Raw genomic sequence first — 19144 nt, 5'->3', positions numbered from 1 at the left:
TTCAAGCCCTCTGACTGGACACCGACAACACTTCGCCGGTCATGTAGGAGCTGTAGTCACTGGCCAGGAACATCATTACGTTGGCCACTTCCCAGACTTCGGCGGCACGCCCGAACGCTTCGTTGGCAGCGAGTTGATCGAGTACGGCTTGCGGCGCGGATTTGCGCAGAAAATCGTGCAACGCAATGCTCGGGCTGACGGCGTTGATACGGATCCCGTAGTCGGCGGCCTCGACGGCGGCGCAACGGGTCAATGCCATGACCCCGGCCTTGGCGGCGGCGTAGTGCGACTGTTCTTTCTGTGCCCGCCAGCCCAGCACCGACGCGTTATTGACGATGACCCCGGCACGGCGCCCGATCATCTTCGGCAACATGGCGCGGGTCATGCGCATGGTGCCGGTGAGCGTCACGTCCAGGACCCGACTCCACTCCTCATCCGTCATCTCGACCAGCAACCGCGAACCGCCTAGGCCGGCGTTGTTGATCAGCACATCGACGCCCTCCAGATCGCGCTCGGCGCTAGCAATCAGCTGCTGCACCTGCGCTTCGTCGGCGACGTTGCAGACCTGACCGAAGACCTGATCAAGCCCGGTGGTTTCGCGAATTTTCGACACCGCTTCGCTCAGCCGACCTTGGTGAATATCGCTGATCATCAGCGCCCGACACCCTTCCTCGGCGGCACGCACCGCTGCGGAAAAGCCGATACCGGCACCCGCCGCCGCTGTGATCAGCACGGACTTGCCGCGCAGCAGGCCGTGGCCTGCAACATAGTGGGGAACAGACATGCAAAAACTCCTTGATTCAGGTGCGTGGACGCGGCTCTTTGGGCATGCCCAAAGCGCGCTCGGCGATGATGTTGCGCTGGATTTCGTTGCTGCCGCCGTAGAGGGTGTCGGCGCGGCTGAACAGGTACAGCGACTGCAAACGGGTGAGCTGATACGGCGCGGCTTCGAGCACTTCCGCTTCGGCGCCCAGCACATCCATCGCCAACTTTCCGAGGCTGGCGTGCCAGGTGGACCAGAACAGTTTGTAGATGGTCGCTTCCTTGCGCAGCGATCCATCCTGGCTACCTGAGAGCATGCGCAACGAGTTGTAGCGCATGATCCGCAGGCCGCTCCACGCCTCGGCCAGGCGCTGGCGCAGGACCGGATCGCGCCAGGCGCCATTGGCCCGGGCGATGGCGATGATGTCGTTCAACTCATTGTGAAACTGCATCTGCTGGCCCAGGGTCGAAACCCCGCGCTCCAGGCCCAGTAGCGCCATGGCGATGGTCCAGCCCTCGCCCGGCGCGCCGATGATGTTGGCGGCGTCGGTGCGGGCGTTGTCGAAGAACACCTCGTTGAATTCAGAGGTTCCCGTCAGTTGCTCGATCGGGCGTACGGTGATTTCAGCCTGAGCCATCGGTACCAGCAAAAACGACAAGCCACGATGGCCGACACTGCCGGGTTCGGTGCGGGCGATCACAAAGCACCAGTCCGACTCATGAGCCAGCGAGGTCCAGACCTTCTGGCCGTTGATCACCCACTTGCCGCTGGTTTCATCCAGTACCGCGCGAGTCTTGACGTTGGCCAGGTCTGAGCCGGCCCCGGGTTCCGAGTAACCCTGACACCAGAACTCGCGGCCGCTGACAATGCCCGGCAGAAAACGCCGTTGCTGCTCGGCAGTGCCGAACGCTGCGATGGTCGGCCCGGCCAGCCCTTCGCCGATATGCCCCATGCGCCCGGGGCCGCCGGCGCGGGCGTACTCCTCATGGAAAATCACTTGCTGAGTGATCGACAGGCCGCGCCCGCCGTGCTCCGACGCCCAGCCGACGCAGGTCCAGCCGCCCTCGGCGAGTTTGCGCTCCCAGGCTTTGCGCGCCTCGGGAAACATATGTTCATCGCCCGGCCCTCCGCGAAATCGCAGTGGTTCGAATTCACCGCAGAGATTCGCGCTCATCCAGTCGGCGACTTCCTGACGGAAACGCTCGTCCTGCTCGCTGAAACTGATTTTCATGGCTGCTCCCCAAGAATCGCCACGGCAATGCGCTCGCGATGCCAGGCCGGCAGCCCGAGAAAGCTTTCACTGGCGCGGGCGCGTTTGAAGTAGAGGTGCGGGTCGTATTCCCAGGTGAAACCGACGCCGCCGTGCAACTGGATCGACTCGCTGGCGCAGTGGAAATAAGTTTCCGAGCACTGCGCCTTGGCCAGTGCCGCCGCCACCGGCAACTCGGCAGCCACCTGCGGATCGCCTTCTGGGTCGAGCGCTTCCTGAGCCACGCACGCCGCGTAATAGCTGGCTGAACGCGCGCATTCCACTTGCAGCATCATGTCGGCGGCACGGTGTTTGAGGGCTTGAAAACTGGCGATGGGACGACCGAATTGCTGGCGTTCCTGCATATAAGCCACGCTCAGGTCGAGCACCTGCTGCGCACCGCCGGTCTGTTCGGCGGCCAGGCCGATACACGCCAGTTGCAGGACTTGCTGCAGATGCGGCCAAGCCGCACCGAACTCGCCAAGCAGGCAGTCCGCGTCGAGGTACAAGTCCTTGAGTTGAATTCGCGCCTGGCGACGGGTCTGGTCCATGGTCGGCAACAACTGACGCTCGATCCCGGCGCGGTCCGCGTCCACGGCGAACAGGCTGATGCCCGCCTCACCGCTGGACCCGCGAACCCGTGCAGCGATGATCAACAGATCGGCGCCGTGGCCATCAAGCACGTGCTTGAGGGTGCCGTTCAGCACAAACCCGTCACCCTCGGTCATGACCGTGGCCTGGACATCCTCGGCCGCCCAGCCATTGGCGCTGCTGAAGGCAAGTGTGGCCGTGAGGCTGCCGTCGGCAATCAGTGGCAGCCAGTGTTGTTTTTGTTGATCGTTGGCGGCCAGCAACAGCGCGGGCGTGGCCATGCAGGCGGTGGCGAAGAACGGCGAGCAAAGCAAGCGCCGGCCCATCTGCTCCAGCAGAATCGCCAGTTCGACAAAGCCAAGCCCCAGTCCGCCGTAGACTTCGGGAATATGAATCGCCGGCCAGCACATCTCGCGGCACACGCGCTGCCAGAGGGCCTCGTCAAAACCACGCTCGCTGACCATCGCCGCTCGCACGGCACTGGAATCCGAGACATCGGCGAGAAAGCCCTCAGCCGATGCCCGGATCATTTCCTGTTCGTCGCTGAATGCAAACTCCATCGCGGCGCCTTCTGCTCGTTTGACGGGGCACGCATGGCGCAACACCCCTTTGAGCATCGAGTTTGGCGCCCGCCGCCCGCAGCAGAATCGTTAGCCTTGCCTAGTCCGAATGGGCGATGTCATGGACAATGAACCTCTGCACGCCTGGAATGCTCAACTAAGATCCCTGAACGAGGTCTTGATGGGCCGGGAAAATCCAAAACAACCGTTAGCGAGGTTTCAGAACCTGTGAGTACTGAGCAAGAAACGACGTTTGACGAACCACAGCTCAACAGCACGGAAATCCGCATTCTGGGCTCCTTGATCGAGAAACAGGCCACCAGCCCGGAAACCTATCCGCTGACCCTCAATGCGCTGGTCATCGCCTGCAACCAGAAAACCAGCCGCGAACCGGTAATGAACCTCACCCAGGGCCAGGTCGGCCAGAGCCTGCGCGCCCTCGAAGGTCGTGGCTTCACCAAACTGGTGATGGGCAGTCGCGCCGACCGCTGGGAACACAAAGTGGACAAGGCACTGGAGCTGGTGCCAGCCCAGGTGATCCTGACCGGCCTGTTGTTTCTGCGCGGCCCGCAAACCGTCAATGAACTGCTGACCCGCAGTGGCCGCATGCATGAATTCGAGGATGCCGAGCAGGTGGTGCATCAGTTGGAACGCTTGATTGCGCGGGGGTTGGCGCTGCTGATTCCGCGTCAGACGGGGCAGCGTGAAGATCGCTATATGCATGCACTGGGCGACCCGGCGGATATCGAAGTGATTCTGGCGGCCCGGCAGAACCCGGCGGAGCGTGGCGCGGGTGGCGGCGTGTCGGTGGAGCGGATCGAAGAGCTGGAGGCGCGGATTGCAGCGCTGGAAGAACGCCTGGCACGCCTCGAATAGCCCTGCAACACAGATCACATGTGGGAGCGGGCTTGCTCGCGAAAGCGGTGTGTCAGGCAACATTGTTGTCGACTGGCACGGCCTCTTCGCGAGCAAGCCCGCTCCCACAGGGATTCAGCGGTGTTTTGGGATTATTCGCCGTCCCAGTAATCCACGCCATCCGCCTGTCGGGCGATCGCGACAAAACCTGAAGTATTACCCTCGGCGTCCACCTTGAAATCATCCATCACCGCGTATTTGCCGGAATCCGGGTACTCACAAATCTCCGGCGATTGCTGGGTACTGACCGCCAGGTAACGCAATTCCGCGTTGCTGCTGTTGATGATCTGATGTGCCGCTTCAGGCCCACCCGGCGGGCAGGCGATTACGTCGCCAGCGCGGATCGGGAAGCGCTCGGCACCGAGGCGAACTTCCCCTTCCCCGGCCACCACGTAAAACATCTCCTCATTGACCCGATGGCTATGAAACGGGCTGCCGCGCATGCCGGGCTCGAGGACATACAAGCGGTAACCGAGCTTCTGCGCCCCCAATTGCTGGCCGATGCGAGCCATGCGTTGCTGATAGCGACCGGCCGTTTCACCGGTGGGAGCCAACCCTTCGGGCAGCGGCTCGAGTTCGGCCTGATCCAGATTGAGAATGCGCGGATGCATGGAAACCTCGGTCACGGTATTCGTTGTAAGAAGCAAATCTTCGTTTGCTGGCGAGCAGTATAGGCAGGGATGCGGTTTATCTGAGGGACCATTGCGGTTATTCGCGGGCAAGCCTCGCCCCTACTGGTGATCACCGGACCCTGTAGGAGCGTGGCTTGCCCGCGAAGAGGCCACCAAGCCACCATCAATTGAAATGAATCAGCTCCGGGCAAACGCCACCGCGGCCTGAAACTGCTCATCCGTCGGCCGCACGCCGGTATAAAGCACGAACTGCTCCAAGGCCTGGATCGCGATCACTTCCAGCCCGGTAATCACCCGTTTGCCTTCTGCCCTTCCCCGCACGATCAGTGGCGTTTCCGAGGGGATCGCTACCACATCGAAGACAGTCTCTGCCGACTTGATCACTTCAGCTTCAAACGCCAGTTGCTCTGCCTCCGGCCCACCGGTCATGCCGATAGGCGTGACGTTGATCAGCATTTGCGGGCGCCGAGCCTCCAGTTCCGCTTGCCACTCATAACCCAGGGAGTCGGCCAGCGCTCGCCCGGCACGCTCGTTTCGGGCGACGATCAGGCCATTTTCGTAGCCGCCATCGCGCAAGGCACTGGCCACGGCCTTTGCCATGCCGCCGCTGCCGCGCAGGGCAAAGGTCGATTCCTTCGGTACTTGATGGGTTTCAAGCAACTGGGCGATGGCGATGTAATCAGTGTTGTAGGCCTTGAGATGGCCGTCGGTATTGACGATGGTATTGATCGATTGAATGGCGGCAGCGGACGCGTCCAGTTCATCGACCAGCGCAATGCAGGCTTCCTTGAACGGCATCGACACGCCACAACCGCGAATGCCCAAAGCGCGAATGCCACCGACCGCACCCGTCAGGTCCTGGCTGCTGAAAGCCTTGTAGTAAAAATTCAGGCCCAGTTGTTCGTACAGATGATTGTGAAATCGCAGGCCAAAGTTCCCGGGGCGTCCTGACAGGGACATGCACAGCTGGGTGTCTTTGTTGGGGTTCATCTGCATGAAATATCTCCTTCGATTGCACTTTCGGATAGACGGGATTAGCCATTCCATCCTGTTCTGTTCGATCATAGCGGCCTGTCTGCACGTGGCTTTGCAGGACGGTAAAGAAGCCGGTACAGACCTTACACAAAATTTACCTAACGATTGTGCAGTTTTTCAAAAAAGCGCTGTCTTAGATGTATCCCCGCGACAATCCTTGGGTCTATTGCAGATTCAAGCGCCGGGTCGAAGAACCGAGGAATTATCATGATCCGTAAAATCCCCACAGTAGCCTTGTTGATCGGTGTACTGGCTGTCGCAGGGCAGGCAGAAGCCCATGGCGGTGGCGGTTGGCAAGGTCCAGCGGTGTTTGGTGCGATCGTTGGCTCGGCCATCGTCGGCTCGGCCCTCATTAACGCCAATCGGCCGGTTTATGTAGAGCAGGCGCCGGTCTACGTTCAGCCACAACCGGTCTACGTGCAACAACCGCCGCCACCGGTTTACTACCAACCGGCCCCGGTGTACGTACAACAACCGGTCTACTACCGCCCTGCGCCGGTTTACTACGGTCCACCGCGCGGTTACTACGGCCCTCCCCATGGTTACTATGGTGGCCCACGCTGGTAACAGGTTCATCAGGCCCCGCCTTACAAGCGGGGCCTTTTTTATGCCCGCCAGTCGGGCGAGGTCTGAATAAATCTCGTCAAGGTCGCTGTCGGAACAGTGTCGGCAGGTAAAGTAGGCAAGATTGACTGGGCCGCCCTTCCCTCGCCTTGGGGGAAACGGTCATATTTATGTCATGTCAGGTCCGCAAGCTTGGATCTGTCCGTAAACAACAGGTTGATAAAAACAAGGACGACCTCATGCCCACGCAAAACCCGCACCGCAATGTCGGCTTGTGCACTTCCAGCAAGGTGTACAACGCATTGACCGAACTCAAGCACCTGGAAGGTCATCGCAGCGCCAAGTTTCTCTCGCTGCTGGCCGAAAACCTGGTGCGCAAAGGCCTGCTCAACGAGCAGGAAGTCGTGCATATGCTCGATTTGGTCGTGGATTGACCGCCACACCTCGCTGGCATCAATGACCACTATCGAGAATGTTGATTGTCCGTTGAATCGCGCGGTCCGTAAGGTAGCTCCATAGATTTATGGAGGTACTTATGATGTCCCAGACTCAGATCATGTCCGTTATCGGCAGTGCCGTTCCCGCATCGCTCAGAGAGCTAGGATTGCTCGCCTGTTGGTATGTGATGCGCGACGGCGAACCGATCAGCGGGCCGCTGACTTCGCTTCCCGCCGCCCAAGCTTTGTCGCAACGCATCGGCACCGTTCAGCTCAGCGCCTAAGGCAACTGAACCCGCGGTTTGGTTTCGACGAAGATCGCCCAGCTCGACATAAACAGCGCGGCGATCAACGGCCCGATCACAAACCCGTTCAGACCGAAGACGGCCATGCCGCCCAAGGTCGAGATCAGGATCATGTAGTCGGGCATTTTCGTGTCCTTGCCCACCAGGATCGGGCGCAGCACGTTGTCCACCAGGCCAATCACAAACACCCCGAACAGCCCCAGTACCACGCCCTGCCAGATCGCCCCGCTGAGCAGGAAGTACACCGCCACCGGCGCCCAGACAATCCCCGCCCCTACCGCTGGCAACAGCGACAGAAACGCCATCAACACCGCCCAGAGCAACGCGCTGGGAATATCCAGAAACCAGAAAATCAAACCGCCCAACGCGCCCTGCGTGATCGCCACCAGCAGGTTGCCTTTGACGGTGGCCCGCACCACGCGATTGAACTTGAGTTGCAAGCGACGTTTCTGGTGTTCCTGCAACGGCACGGCGGTGCGGACTTTGCGCGCCAGCTCGGCGCCGTCCCGCAGAAAGAAAAACAACAGGTACAGCATGATGAAGAAGCTGACGATGAACTCGAACGTGCCCTGGCCAAACGTGACGACTTGCGTCGCGACAAACTGACTGCCCTGCATCGCGCCCTTGACGACTTTGTCCTGCAAACCTTTCAACTCGCCGACACCAAACCGATCGAGCAAATGCTGGAAATATGGCGGCAAGCCGTGCTTGAACTGTGCCACATACGCCGCGATGTCCAACTCGCCGCTTTCAATGCGGCTGTACAGCGACGCGCCCTCCTGAACCAGCAACACGCTGATGATGATCACCGGCAAAATCGCGATCACCAGGCAGATGCCCAAGGTACACAGCGATGTCAGGTTGCGCGGCCAGCCGAATTTCATCTGCAATCGCCGTTGCAGTGGTGCGAAAACGATGCCGAGGATAACGGCCCAGAACACCGCGCCGTAAAACGGCAGCAGGATCCCGATAAACGCGAGGGTGACCGCGACCAGCAAGACGAGCAGCGATCTTTTTTGTAGCGTGGTTTCTTTCATGTCCGATCCATGTCAGTGCGCAAAAAGGAGCGCGAAATTCGTCTCCTGATGTTTAGTCCGCCACGGTTCGCGCGAGTGCCATCCGTTTGTTCATCAAGCATAGATCCAGATCAATAAACCCCTTGGGCAAGCCACTTACCCTGCCGGGCTTTTGTGGTCGACATCCTCATGCCCCTCATCGCTCCCGAACTGCTCGCCCCCGCCGGCACCTTGAAAAACATGCGTTATGCCTTCGCCTACGGCGCCGATGCGGTGTACGCCGGGCAGCCGCGCTACAGCCTGCGAGTGCGCAACAACGAATTCGACCACGCCAACCTGGCCCTCGGCATTCGCGAGGCCCAGGAACAGGGCAAGCGTTTCTACGTGGTGGTGAACATCGCGCCGCACAACGCCAAGCTCAAAACCTTCCTGAAAGACCTGGAACCGGTGATCGCCATGGCGCCGGATGCGCTGATCATGTCCGACCCCGGCCTGATCATGCTGGTGCGCCGCCATTACCCGCAGATGCCGATTCACCTGTCGGTGCAGGCCAACACGGTGAACTGGGCGAGTGTCGAGTTCTGGCAGCAACAGGGTTTGAGCCGGATCATCCTGTCGCGCGAGCTGTCCCTGGAAGAAATCGCGGAAATACGTCAACACGTGCCGGCGATGGAGCTGGAGGTGTTTGTCCATGGCGCGTTGTGCATGGCTTACTCCGGGCGCTGCCTGCTGTCGGGCTACATGAACAAGCGCGATGCCAATCAGGGCAGTTGCACCAACGCTTGCCGCTGGAAGTACTCGGCTACGGAAGCCACGGAAAATCAGCTCGGCGAGATCGTTCAACAGTTTCAACCGACCCTCGGGATTGGCACGCCGACCGATCAAGTATTCCTGTTGCAGGAAGCCAATCGCCCGGACGAGTTGATGCCGGCGTTCGAGGATGAGCACGGCACCTACATCATGAACGCCAAGGACCTGCGCGCCGTGCAGCACGTCGAACGCCTGACGCAAATGGGCGTGCACTCACTGAAAATCGAAGGCCGGACCAAATCCCACTTCTATTGCGCCCGCACCACCCAGGTGTATCGCCGGGCCATCGACGATGCCGTAGCCGGCCGAGATTTCGACCGTAGTTTGATGACCGATCTGGAGTCGCTGGCCCAGCGCGGCTACACCGAAGGTTTCCTGCGGCGGCATGTGCATGACGAATACCAGAACTACCAGAACGGCAGCTCGGTGTCGGAGCGCCAGCAGTTTGTCGGCGAGCTGACCGGCGAACGGCGGGATCGCCTGGCGGAAGTGAAGGTGAAGAACCGCTTTGGCCTGGGCGATCACATGGAGTTGATGACGCCCAAGGGTAACTTTCACTTTGATTTACATGAGTTGCAGAACGTCAAAGGCGAGCCGATTGAAGTGGCGCCGGGGGATGGGCACACGGTGTATGTGCCGATTCCGGATGCGGTGGATTTGCGGTTTGGGTTGTTGATGCGCGATGTCGGCGAACGCTGAGATCTTCCAAACAACACTAAATCCTGTAGGAGCAAAGCTTGCTCGCGAAAGCGGTGGGTCAGTCGACATCAATTTTGACTGACTCACCGCTTTCGCGAGCAAGCTTTGCTCCTACAGGGGTAGGCGCTGCTAGGCGAATTCCTCCCGCAACATCCCCACAAACGCCTCCCGCGCCGGGTGCACCCCGGCGTTTTCATGCCAGTAGAACAAATTCTCCACCGCCGTGAGCTCCGGGAACTCATACCCGGCGCAACCCGCGCCCTTGGCGTACTGATCGAATATCCCTTTGGGCACCAGCGCCACCCCGGCCCCGGCACTGACGCAACCGACAATCGCGCCATAACTGGCCAGGCTGACAATCGGCAGTGCCTGGCCCTGGCGCAGCAACCAGTGCTCCAGCGCCGCGCGATACGGACAACCTTGGGGCCACATGAATACGGTTTTGTCCTGCAAGTCGGCGATATCGCGCACCGGCCCCAACGATGTGGATGCAATCAGCAGCAACTCTTCGCGGTACATCGGTGTGCGCTTGAGCTGCGAACGCTCGACATCCACCGCAACGATCGCGCCATCGAGGCGGTGATTGGCGGTGTCGTCGAGCAATTGGCTCCAGGTGCCGGTAGTCAGTTCCAAAGCCACACCGGGATAACGCTTGTGGAACTTGGCCAGCAAGCGCGGCAAGCGACCGGTGGCCGAGGATTCGATGGCACCGATGCGCAACGGCCCGGAGGGATCGGCGGACGGGTCCAGGGCGCGCTTGGCCTCCGCCGTCAGCGCGAGGATTTTCGAGGCGTAGGCCAGAAAGGTTTGCCCCGACGGACTGATCCGCAGCCCTCGGCCCTCGCGCAGGAACAGCGCCACGCCCAACTCGGCTTCCAGCGCCTTGATCCGCGCGGTGATATTCGACGGTACGCAGTGCAACAGCTCGGCCGCCCGGGCGATGCTGCCGACGTCGGCAACGGTTTTGAACATGCGAATCTGGGCCAATTCCATACATCACCAAAAGTGAAGAGTTGGCGCAGTATAAGTCAGTTGTGGCGAACGATCGGGCTTCTGATACTGAGGGCATCAACCCACAGGTGCCCGACCATGCTGCCACTGTCCCCCGCGCTCAAAATCCTCCTGGCCATGGCGTTTGTCGTGGCGTGCTGGGGTTATTCACCGACCGGCATCCATATCGGTTTGCAAGCCTACGACCCTGGCCATCTGGCGTTGCTGCGGTTTCTGGTGGCGTCAGTGTTTATGGCCGTGATCGCCGTGTTCAAAGGCATCAGCCTGCCGAAACTGCGTGACCTGCCGTTCCTGATTGCCCTCGGTTTCTTTGCCGTGAGCCTGCATCACGTGCTGCTGAATTTCGGCCAGCAAGGCGTCAGCGCCGGGGCGTCCAGCGTGCTGGCGCAGTCGACGCCGTTGTTCAGCACGTTGCTGGCGCGTTTTGTGTTCAAGGATCGGGTGAGCGTCTGGCGTTGGGGCTGTGTGTTTTTGGGGTTGATCGGCGTGGTGATTGTGGTGGCCGGCGATAAAGGCCTGGGCAGTATCGATGCGCACGGCTTGCTGATCTTGCTGGCGGCGGTGTCCTGGAGTTTTTACTTCGCCCTGCAGAAGCATCACACCGGGCGTTATGACGGTTTGACCCTGACCTGCTACACGGTCTGGTCCGGGACGCTGTTGTTGCTGGTTTACCTGCCGGGGTTGGCGGATCAGGTGATGCGGGCACCGGTTGCAGTGCAAATGGCGGTGATCGGGCTGGGGGTTTTACCGAGTGCCCTGGCATACCTGGCCTGGGCGTTTGTGCTGGCGCATGTGGATTTGAGCCGGGCGGCGATGACGTTGTATCTGGTGCCGCCGACGGCCATGGCGATTGCGTCAGTTGCGCTGGGCGAGCGGCCAGCGTTGATGGTGATCGTCGGTGCGCTGGTGGTGTTGACCAGTGTGTTGGCGTTGAATCTGGAGCGGCGGGTGCTGGGGCTACTGACGCTTTCGCGAGCAGGCTCGCTTCCACATTGATCGCAATAACATTGAAGATATCCTGTGGGAGCGGGCTTGCTCGCCAAAGCGGTGTGTCAGTTGATATAGATGCTGGCTGACAGGACGCCTTCGCGAGCAAGCCCGCTCCCACAAGGGCCTGCGAATACAAAAAAACCCGGCGCAATGGCCGGGTTTGTTTTACCGCATGTCATCGGACAACGGGGTCACTTCATCCGCCGTCGGCACGTCTTCGTCGGCGGTCGGGTCTTTCCAGTCTTCAGGGCGATCAGCGTCACTCAAGGCCGGGTCCCGGGAAGGGTCTACGCCGGACGGTGCATCCTGATCCAGCGTTGGCTCGTCTGTGCCGGGCATGGGTCTGGTCGGGTCGGTATTGGGTGTTCCGCCCTGAAACGTTGAATCGTTAGCCATGATGCACCTCACTGATGAGGTCCAGTTAATCTGGGCCGTACACGTTGGAAGAGGACGCATGACGGGCGTGCTATCGAGTAGACCAACGGTTGTCAGCCCTGGGCCAGAAACCGGTCGCGACTGTTGGTCAGGTGCAGCCACATCGCCGCCCGCGCTGCGTCCGGGTCCTGGCGTTTGATGGCGTTGAGGATCGCCTCGTGTTCCTGATTGGCCAGTTGCCCGAGCTTGCTCAAATCCGTGGCGCCGCGCTCGGCGGCGTTGACGCGGGTCCGGGGGATCATCGCGCTGCCCAGGTGCTGCATGATTTCGGTGAAGCACACATTGCCGGTGGCTTCGGCGATCAGCAGGTGGAAGCGCTTGTCGGCCTCCACGCAACTGTCGTTGTTGGCCAGCAGACGTTGATAATCATCCAGCGCTTCGCGCATCTGCCCTAGTTGCTGATCGGTACGGCGCACCGCCGCCAATGCCGCCGCCTGGGTTTCCAGGCCCATGCGCAATTCAAGAATGCTGCGCACCCCCAGCGCGGTATCGACGTTCAGCCGCAACCCCTGCTCCGCCGCGCGTTCAATGACAAAGGTGCCGATGCCGTGACGGGTTTCCACCAGGCCCGAGGCCTGCAACTTCGAGATCGCCTCGCGCACCACCGTACGGCTGACCCCATGCTCCTGAACAATCGTGTTTTCCGACGGCAGCTTGTCCCCGGGCAGCATCTGGCCGAGCAGGATGCTCTGGGTCAGTTTGGCCACCAGATCATAGGCCAGGTTATGGCTGCGCTTGCGGGCAGGTGCGTCGAGGTCTTCTTGCATGGCGGTCATCCGAAAACAGGGCTATCCGGATCGTAGCACCGCGTGTGCCTGGAATCTCATGAAAACAGCGCTCAACTTGTATGACAACACTCAACAATCGGCGCCTCGCCGCCCCAAAAGCACATCAAATACAGCCCAACAAGGAATAACAAACCTCCAATAAAGCGCCATTTCGTTGGATATCAGCACTTGCAGATTGAAAAAACCTAGTTGTATGATGTCTATCAACACGAAACACCCAGCGACACCCCGCATAAAAATAATCAGTGGGAGAAAAGCAAGTGAGTACATCCGCATCCGCGATAAACGACGGCGCCGATTCAGTCCTGAAATCCGCCATCTCGAAAGTCAAACGCCATGTCCTGCCGCTGTTCGTGATCATGTTCATCGTCAATTACATTGACCGCGTGAACATCGGCTTCGTCCGCGCCCACATGGAGCAGGACTTAGGAATAGGCGCTGCCGCCTACGGCCTCGGTGCCGGCCTGTTCTTCATCGGTTACGCCCTGTTCGAAGTCCCCTCCAACATGCTTTTGCAAAAAGTCGGCGCGCGTATCTGGCTGACCCGCATCATGCTGACCTGGGGCCTGGTCGCCGCCGGCATGGCGTTCATCCAGAACGAAACCCACTTCTACATCCTGCGTTTTCTGTTGGGCGTGGCCGAAGCCGGATTCTTTCCCGGGGTGATCTACTACTTCACCCGGTGGTTGCCTGGGGTCGAGCGCGGCAAGGCGATTGCGATCTTCCTCAGCGGCTCGGCAGTTGCGTCGCTGATCTCCGGCCCGCTCTCCGGTTTGCTGCTGCAACTCAATGGTTTCGGCCTGCACGGCTGGCAATGGATGTACTTCATTGAAGGCATGTTCTCGGTCGGGCTGTGCGTGTTTGTGTGGTTCTGGCTCGACTCCAAACCCCACGACGCCAAATGGCTGAGCCGCGACGAGCAAGATGCACTGGTCAAGGCCATCGACGACGAACAACTCGCTCGCGAAGCCGCGACACCGATCAAACCGTCGTTGGACAAACTGCTCAAGGATCGCCAGATCATCCTGTTCTGCCTGATCTACTTCTTTATCCAACTGACCATTTATGCCGCGACCTTCTGGCTGCCGAGCATCATCAAGAAGATGGGCGATCTCAGCGACATTCAGGTCGGGTTGTTCAACTCGATCCCGTGGTTGCTGTCGATTGTCGGCATGTACGCCTTCGCTGCGTTCTCGGCCAAATGGAAGCATCAACAAGCCTGGGTCGCCGCTGCGCTGCTGATTGCGGCCGCCGGGATGTTCATGTCCACCACGGGCGGACCGATCTTTGCCTTCGTGGCGATCTGCTTCGCGGCGCTGGGTTTCAAATCGGCGTCATCACTGTTCTGGCCGATTCCCCAGGCGTACCTGGATGCGCGGATCGCTGCGGGTGTGATCGCGTTGATCAACTCGGTGGGCAACCTCGGTGGCTTTGTCGCGCCGACCACGTTCGGTCTGCTGGAAGAGCACACAGGTTCCATTCAGGGCGGGCTCTATGGTTTGGCCGCGACCTCGATCATCGCCGCGATCATTGTGTTCGCGGCCCGCAACACACCGAAAACCGCGCCCGCCGCTGCCGTCGGCAAACCCGCTTCCAGCCACGCCTGAATTTCTGTTTTGAAGGACACGACAATGAACGCACACGACACTGCAAAAGCGCCGATCATCACCAGCATGCAAGTGGTTCCGGTGGCTGGCCATGACGGCATGCTGCTCAACCTGAGCGGCGCCCACGGGCCGTTTTTCACCCGTAACATCGTCATTCTCACCGACAACGCCGGGCACACCGGCGTCGGTGAAGTGCCGGGGGGCGAGCGTATTCGCCAGACCCTCGAAGATGCGCGCTCGCTGGTAGTCGGCAGCCCGATTGGCACCTATCAGAAGATCCTCAATCAGGTGCGCCAGACCTTCGCCGACCGAGACGCGGGCGGCCGTGGTTTGCAGACCTTCGACCTGCGCATCACCATCCACGCCGTCACCGGCCTCGAAGCCGCCCTGCTCGATTTGCTCGGCCAGCATCTGGACGTGCCGGTCGCGGCCCTGCTCGGCGAAGGCCAGCAGCGCGATGAAGTGAAAATGCTCGGTTATCTGTTTTATGTCGGTGATCGCAACGAAACTGACCTGGCCTATCGCAGCGAACCGGACGCCGACAACGACTGGTTCCGCGTGCGTCATGAAAAAGCCATGACCGCCGACGCCGTAGTGCGCCTGGCCGAGGCCGCCCACGCCCGCTACGGCTTCAAGGACTTCAAGCTCAAGGGCGGCGTGCTCAGCGGCGACGAAGAAATCGAAGCGGTCACTGCGCTGGCCGAACGCTTCCCTGATGCGCGCATCACCCTCGACCCGAATGGTGCGTGGTCACTCAAAGAGGCGATCCGCCTGTGCCGCGATCAGCATCGTGTGCTGGCTTACGCCGAAGACCCGTGCGGTGCGGAAAACGGTTATTCGGGCCGTGAAGTGATGGCTGAATTCCGCCGCGCCACGGGGCTGAAAACCGCGACCAACATGATCGCCACCGACTGGCGGGAAATGGGCCACGCGATCCAGTTGCAATCGGTCGACATTCCCTTGGCTGACCCGCACTTCTGGACCATGCAGGGCTCGGTTCGGGTGGCGCAGATGTGCCATGAATGGGGCCTGACCTGGGGTTCGCATTCCAACAACCACTTCGATATCTCCCTGGCCATGTTCACCCACGTCGCCGCCGCCGCGCCGGGTGAAATCACCGCCATCGATACGCACTGGATCTGGCAGGACGGCCAGCGCCTGACCAAGGCGCCGCTGCAAATTGTCGGCGGTTGCGTGCAAGTGCCGAAGAAGCCGGGGCTGGGGGTTGAGCTGGACATGGATCAGTTGGCCAAGGCCCATGAGTTGTACAAAGGTATGGGATTGGGTGCGCGGGATGACAGCGTGGCGATGCAGTTTTTGATTCCGGGCTGGAAGTTCGATAACAAGCGGCCGTGCCTGGTGCGTTAATCCCCCAGAACGCCACACCTCCCTCTGTAGGAGCTGCCGAAGGCTGCGATCTTTTGATCTTGACGTTTGTCGCTAAAGATCAAGATCAAAAGATCGCAGCCTTCGGCAGCTCCTCCAGTTCACCGTGCGGCGTGCAGAAGCCATTGCTTGAATACCATCATCGCTGCCGTTTCAGGACGAGACTGCAAGCGCGTCAACCAGTAACTGCCGGTGGTGATGTGGATAGCGAACGGTTGCTCGATCGCCCCCGCCGCCAGTTGCCGGGCGAACATCAGCGGCGGCGCCAACGCCACACCAGCGCCTTGCAATGCCGCTTCCATCATCGCCAGTGACGAGTCGAAGATGATGCTCTGGGGCGGTGCGGCGTGGGTTGAAAGGCCGGAAGCTTGAAACCAGTCCGGCCATTCATCGGTGCGATAAGAACGCAACAACGTCTGCTGCAACAGATCGGCGGGTGACGTCAGTTGCCGGGCAATCTCGGGAACGCACAGCACCGACAGCGGTGCCTCGATCAATCTCAGCGCCTCAATTCCATGCCACGCTCCCGCACCAAAGCGAATCGCGTAATCCAGCCCTTCGGCCGCCACGTCCACCCGATTGTTATTGGTCGACAGGCGCAAATCTATGAACGGATGTTTCGCCTGGAAGTCCGCCAGACGCGGCAACAGCCACCCCACCGCAAACGTTCCAACGGCGCCCACCGTCAACACTTCCCGGTAATGCCCGCCTTCGAGTCGCTCCAGGGTTTCGGCAATTCGGTCGAAGGATTCGCGCAGCACTGGCAACAGGGTTTCACCCTCGCTGGTCAGCATCAGGCCCCGGGGCAAGCGTTTGAACAGGGTGACGTTAAGCTGGGCCTCAAGGCTTTTGACCTGATGACTCACCGCCGCTTGCGTGACACACAACTCCACCGCTGCCCGGGTAAAACTCAGATGCCGCGCCGAGGCTTCGAAAGCGCGCAGTGCGTTTAACGGTAATTGCGGCCGGATCATGCCCACTCCCAAATTTTTCTAATGGCTCGTGCGAAATATCATCGGTTGTCGATCAGCGGCAGACTGCCTAAATTTGCCTCGCCGTTCACCGGCCGGTGGCGGCAGTCTACCGCTTAGCCGCATCAATTCGCATGGAATAGACACAATGACGGACACAAACACCATGACCAGACTGACTATTTTCGGGGCTTGCGTGGCATTGCTCGGCGCAGGCCCGTGCCTGGCGCAGGGTCAAACCGACCAGCAGATTCAAAACACGGTCGACGCCGCCATCCGTCCCGTCATGCAAGCCCAACGTGTGCCGGGCATGGCGGTGGCCGTCACCGTCGACGGCAAGCCGCATTACTTTAACTACGGCGTCGCCTCCAAGGAAAACGCGCAAGCGGTCACCGAAAACACCCTGTTCGAAATCGGCTCGGTGAGTAAAACCTTCACCGCCACCCTCGGTGCCTATGCCAACGCGACGGGCAAATTGTCCTTGAGCGACAAGGCCAGCCAGGTCTTGCCAGACCTGCGCGGCAGTGCGTTCGACAACGTCAGCGTGTTGCAACTGGGCACCTACACCGCCGGTGGATTGCCGTTGCAGTTCCCGGATGCGGCGGATCACGCAGACAAGATGCTCGGTTACTTCAAGCAGTGGAAACCGGTGTATGCGGCCGGCACCCATCGGCAATATTCGAACCCCAGCATTGGGCTGTTCGGTTATCTGGCGGCCCAAACCCTGGGCCTGCCGTTTGATGAGGCGATGACGAAAACCCTGCTGCCCAAACTCGGGTTGAAACACACCTTCCTCCAGGTGCCGCAGGACCAGATGAGCCTTTACGCCCACGGCTACGACAAAAACGACAAGCCTGTGCGAGTCGAACCGGGAGCGCTGGATTCAGAAGCCTACGGCGTGAAAACCAGCGCCGCGGACATGATTCGCTTTGTCCAGGCGAACTTGAAACCTGCGTCCCTGGAAAAGCCTTTGCAGCAAGCCATCGCGACGACACACACCGGTTACTACACGGTGGGCAACATGACGCAGGGCTTGGGCTGGGAACGCTACAGCTACCCCATCAGCCTCGAAAAATTGCTGGGTGGCAACTCGACGCCGATGGCCATGGAGGCGCATAAAGTCCAATGGCTGACCCCGCCGCAGCCTGAACCGCAAAGCGTGTTGATCAACAAAACCGGTTCTACCGGTGGCTTCGGCACCTACGTCGCATTCGTGCCCGCCAAGAACATCGGCATCGTGATCCTGGCCAACAAAAACTACCCGATTCCGGACCGGGTCAAGGCTGCTCACCAGATCCTGAGCGCACTGGCCGAGTAACCCGAAACACACAACCTGTGGGAGCGAGCTTGCTCGCGAAGACGTCGGCACATCCAGCTTCAATGTGACTGACACACCGCTTTCGCGAGCAAGCCCGCTCCCACAGGAGTTACGTGCAGGCAAACAAAATGGGCGACCCCTTGAGGTCGCCCATTTTCGTTATGGCACTGAAACCTGCGCCTGGAGTCGTCGCCCCACCACATCCATCAAATCGCAACTGTCGCGCAACGGAATCGCCAACACCCGCGCGAAGTCCTGCAACAGCAACGCATCACGGCCGGTGCCCTCGCCCAGAGAAAGTGTTTCCACCAATTGCGTCACGCTGCGAAGTCGATACGCCGCCGTGTCGTGCAGCACATCAAGCGGCGCTTCGGTATCGATGAGCAAGGACGGTATGGTGCAGTCGATGCCGGTGATTGGCATGTATCGAGCCATGGTTGAACCTCCTTGTTCAGTGTTGGGTAGTTGGTTGAGTGTCGGGGGTTTCTTCGGGTGGATCGAGATTGTCCAACGCCCGACTCACCAGCAACTCACCGATGACGGCCAACTGCTGGATTGACAGCGCCAGACTGCGGATTGAGCCTTCGAGTTTGCAGGCCAGTTCCGTGGTCAGGAAATTCAACTGCGCGAGGGTTTCGCAAGCGTGGCTCAGCAGGGCCGGGGTTTCAACGTTGGGGAAGATAGTGAAGAAGTGACTGATGGGGTCGGCGTGGTTGGGGTTGCGTAAGCGGGTGTTGAGGGTGCGTTCGGTGGCTTTGGAAAGTTCGACGGGATCGAGTGGGTCAGTATCTGTTTCAGGAAGATCAGGTGTGTATTTCATTGTAAAAGCTCCATATAAATTGGGAGCTACCCATCTCACTTCCACATGAGGGTGGCAGCTGTACGCAGGTGTGGAAGACCAGGAAACACCCAAAACCCGGTGCACTCGAAAGTGCCCCGCGCACAGCAGCCATAACGCAGCAATGTTGACATAAATTATGGCGACATGCGCTGTATAGGCTTGGGTGTCTGTGGTTGAAATCCGGACTTCCACATCCGACCGCTGATTTTGCAGCGGCCAAA

Annotated in this window: 21 protein-coding genes; 9 read left to right on the top strand and 12 right to left on the bottom strand. The window is 60.0% G+C overall.

Annotated features, from left to right (window positions below):
• Position 1: 1 nt before the first annotated feature.
• The 3 genes from ACWIKB_RS31565 to ACWIKB_RS31555 are packed head-to-tail and all read right to left on the bottom strand — an operon-like array spanning position 2 to position 3163.
• Positions 2-784, bottom strand: a complete 783-nt coding sequence (locus ACWIKB_RS31565; RefSeq protein ID WP_475271360.1) for an SDR family oxidoreductase — start codon at positions 782-784, stop codon at positions 2-4.
• Positions 785-800: 16 nt separating this feature from the next.
• A complete protein-coding gene (locus ACWIKB_RS31560) occupies positions 801-1994 on the bottom strand; it encodes an acyl-CoA dehydrogenase family protein (protein ID WP_475271359.1) in 1194 nt (397 codons plus the stop codon).
• Positions 1991-3163: an acyl-CoA dehydrogenase family protein gene (locus tag ACWIKB_RS31555; protein WP_475271358.1), complete on the bottom strand. Its 1173-nt coding sequence runs from the start codon at positions 3161-3163 to the stop codon at positions 1991-1993. Before ACWIKB_RS31555 ends, ACWIKB_RS31560 begins: the two co-directional genes overlap by 4 nt.
• Before the next feature lie 228 nt (positions 3164-3391).
• Between ACWIKB_RS31555 and ACWIKB_RS31550 the strand changes: the two genes are divergently transcribed.
• Positions 3392-4039, top strand: a complete 648-nt coding sequence (locus ACWIKB_RS31550; protein WP_475271357.1) for a YceH family protein — start codon at positions 3392-3394, stop codon at positions 4037-4039.
• 131 nt (positions 4040-4170) lie between these two features.
• On the opposite strand, the gene ACWIKB_RS31545 is transcribed toward ACWIKB_RS31550, so the two are convergent.
• Complete coding sequence (locus ACWIKB_RS31545) at positions 4171-4689, bottom strand: cupin domain-containing protein (RefSeq protein ID WP_475271356.1); 519 nt, start codon at positions 4687-4689, stop codon at positions 4171-4173.
• Between the two features lie 198 nt (positions 4690-4887).
• Positions 4888-5706 carry a shikimate 5-dehydrogenase gene (locus tag ACWIKB_RS31540; protein ID WP_475271355.1) on the bottom strand — a complete coding sequence of 273 codons (819 nt, stop codon included), beginning with the start codon at positions 5704-5706 and terminating at the stop codon, positions 4888-4890.
• A 246-nt stretch (positions 5707-5952) separates the two neighbouring features.
• Here ACWIKB_RS31540 and ACWIKB_RS31535 point away from each other — a divergent pair, with 246 nt between their 5' ends.
• From ACWIKB_RS31535 to ACWIKB_RS31525, 3 genes are all read left to right on the top strand, one after another.
• On the top strand, positions 5953-6312 hold the full coding sequence (locus tag ACWIKB_RS31535; RefSeq protein ID WP_054053873.1) for a hypothetical protein: 360 nt from the start codon (positions 5953-5955) through the stop codon (positions 6310-6312).
• Positions 6313-6548: 236 nt separating this feature from the next.
• Complete coding sequence (locus ACWIKB_RS31530; protein WP_123409983.1) at positions 6549-6743, top strand: hypothetical protein; 195 nt, start codon at positions 6549-6551, stop codon at positions 6741-6743.
• A 104-nt stretch (positions 6744-6847) separates the two neighbouring features.
• Positions 6848-7030 carry a hypothetical protein gene (locus tag ACWIKB_RS31525; RefSeq protein WP_475271370.1) on the top strand — a complete coding sequence of 61 codons (183 nt, stop codon included), beginning with the start codon at positions 6848-6850 and terminating at the stop codon, positions 7028-7030.
• Here ACWIKB_RS31525 and ACWIKB_RS31520 read toward each other — a convergent pair.
• Entirely contained in the window at positions 7027-8088 is a 1062-nt protein-coding gene (locus tag ACWIKB_RS31520; protein WP_475271354.1) for an AI-2E family transporter, read from the bottom strand. The two genes, ACWIKB_RS31525 and ACWIKB_RS31520, sit on opposite strands and share 4 nt — an antisense overlap.
• A gap of 168 nt (positions 8089-8256) precedes the next feature.
• On the opposite strand from ACWIKB_RS31520, the gene trhP reads away from it, so the two are divergent.
• The gene (trhP, locus tag ACWIKB_RS31515) at positions 8257-9576 is read left to right on the top strand and encodes a prephenate-dependent tRNA uridine(34) hydroxylase TrhP (RefSeq protein WP_475271353.1); all 1320 of its coding nucleotides are present in this window, start codon (positions 8257-8259) and stop codon (positions 9574-9576) included.
• 129 nt (positions 9577-9705) lie between these two features.
• Here the strand turns inward: trhP and ACWIKB_RS31510 are convergent, their stop codons facing one another.
• Positions 9706-10569: a LysR family transcriptional regulator gene (locus tag ACWIKB_RS31510; protein ID WP_475271352.1), complete on the bottom strand. Its 864-nt coding sequence runs from the start codon at positions 10567-10569 to the stop codon at positions 9706-9708.
• A 96-nt stretch (positions 10570-10665) separates the two neighbouring features.
• On the opposite strand from ACWIKB_RS31510, the gene ACWIKB_RS31505 reads away from it, so the two are divergent.
• Positions 10666-11583 carry a DMT family transporter gene (locus ACWIKB_RS31505; RefSeq protein WP_475271351.1) on the top strand — a complete coding sequence of 306 codons (918 nt, stop codon included), beginning with the start codon at positions 10666-10668 and terminating at the stop codon, positions 11581-11583.
• A gap of 159 nt (positions 11584-11742) precedes the next feature.
• On the opposite strand, the gene ACWIKB_RS31500 is transcribed toward ACWIKB_RS31505, so the two are convergent.
• Together ACWIKB_RS31500 and ACWIKB_RS31495 are read right to left on the bottom strand one after the other, a co-directional pair.
• Complete coding sequence (locus ACWIKB_RS31500; protein WP_475271350.1) at positions 11743-11973, bottom strand: hypothetical protein; 231 nt, start codon at positions 11971-11973, stop codon at positions 11743-11745.
• A 92-nt stretch (positions 11974-12065) separates the two neighbouring features.
• Positions 12066-12779, bottom strand: coding sequence for a FadR/GntR family transcriptional regulator (locus tag ACWIKB_RS31495; RefSeq protein ID WP_475271349.1), 714 nt, complete (start codon positions 12777-12779; stop codon positions 12066-12068).
• Positions 12780-13081: 302 nt separating this feature from the next.
• Here ACWIKB_RS31495 and ACWIKB_RS31490 point away from each other — a divergent pair, with 302 nt between their 5' ends.
• On the top strand, positions 13082-14407 hold the full coding sequence (locus ACWIKB_RS31490) for an MFS transporter (protein ID WP_475271369.1): 1326 nt from the start codon (positions 13082-13084) through the stop codon (positions 14405-14407).
• Between the two features lie 24 nt (positions 14408-14431).
• Entirely contained in the window at positions 14432-15775 is a 1344-nt protein-coding gene (gene gudD / locus ACWIKB_RS31485; protein ID WP_401325047.1) for a glucarate dehydratase, read from the top strand.
• A gap of 119 nt (positions 15776-15894) precedes the next feature.
• Here gudD and ACWIKB_RS31480 read toward each other — a convergent pair whose 3' ends face one another.
• On the bottom strand, positions 15895-16767 hold the full coding sequence (locus ACWIKB_RS31480; RefSeq protein WP_475271348.1) for a LysR family transcriptional regulator: 873 nt from the start codon (positions 16765-16767) through the stop codon (positions 15895-15897).
• 163 nt (positions 16768-16930) lie between these two features.
• Here ACWIKB_RS31480 and ampC point away from each other — a divergent pair, with 163 nt between their 5' ends.
• Positions 16931-18082, top strand: a complete 1152-nt coding sequence (gene ampC / locus ACWIKB_RS31475; protein WP_475271347.1) for a class C beta-lactamase — start codon at positions 16931-16933, stop codon at positions 18080-18082.
• Between the two features lie 159 nt (positions 18083-18241).
• Here the strand turns inward: ampC and ACWIKB_RS31470 are convergent, their stop codons facing one another.
• A complete protein-coding gene (locus ACWIKB_RS31470) occupies positions 18242-18517 on the bottom strand; it encodes a hypothetical protein (protein ID WP_475271346.1) in 276 nt (91 codons plus the stop codon).
• A 16-nt stretch (positions 18518-18533) separates the two neighbouring features.
• Complete coding sequence (locus ACWIKB_RS31465) at positions 18534-18902, bottom strand: DUF6124 family protein (protein ID WP_475271345.1); 369 nt, start codon at positions 18900-18902, stop codon at positions 18534-18536.
• Between the last annotated feature and the right edge of the window lie 242 nt (positions 18903-19144).

This window comes from Pseudomonas sp. 5Vm1k, from assembly GCF_056161485.1.
The sequence above is the reverse complement of the archived record's forward strand: the minus strand, read 5'-3'. Positions and strand labels throughout refer to the sequence as shown.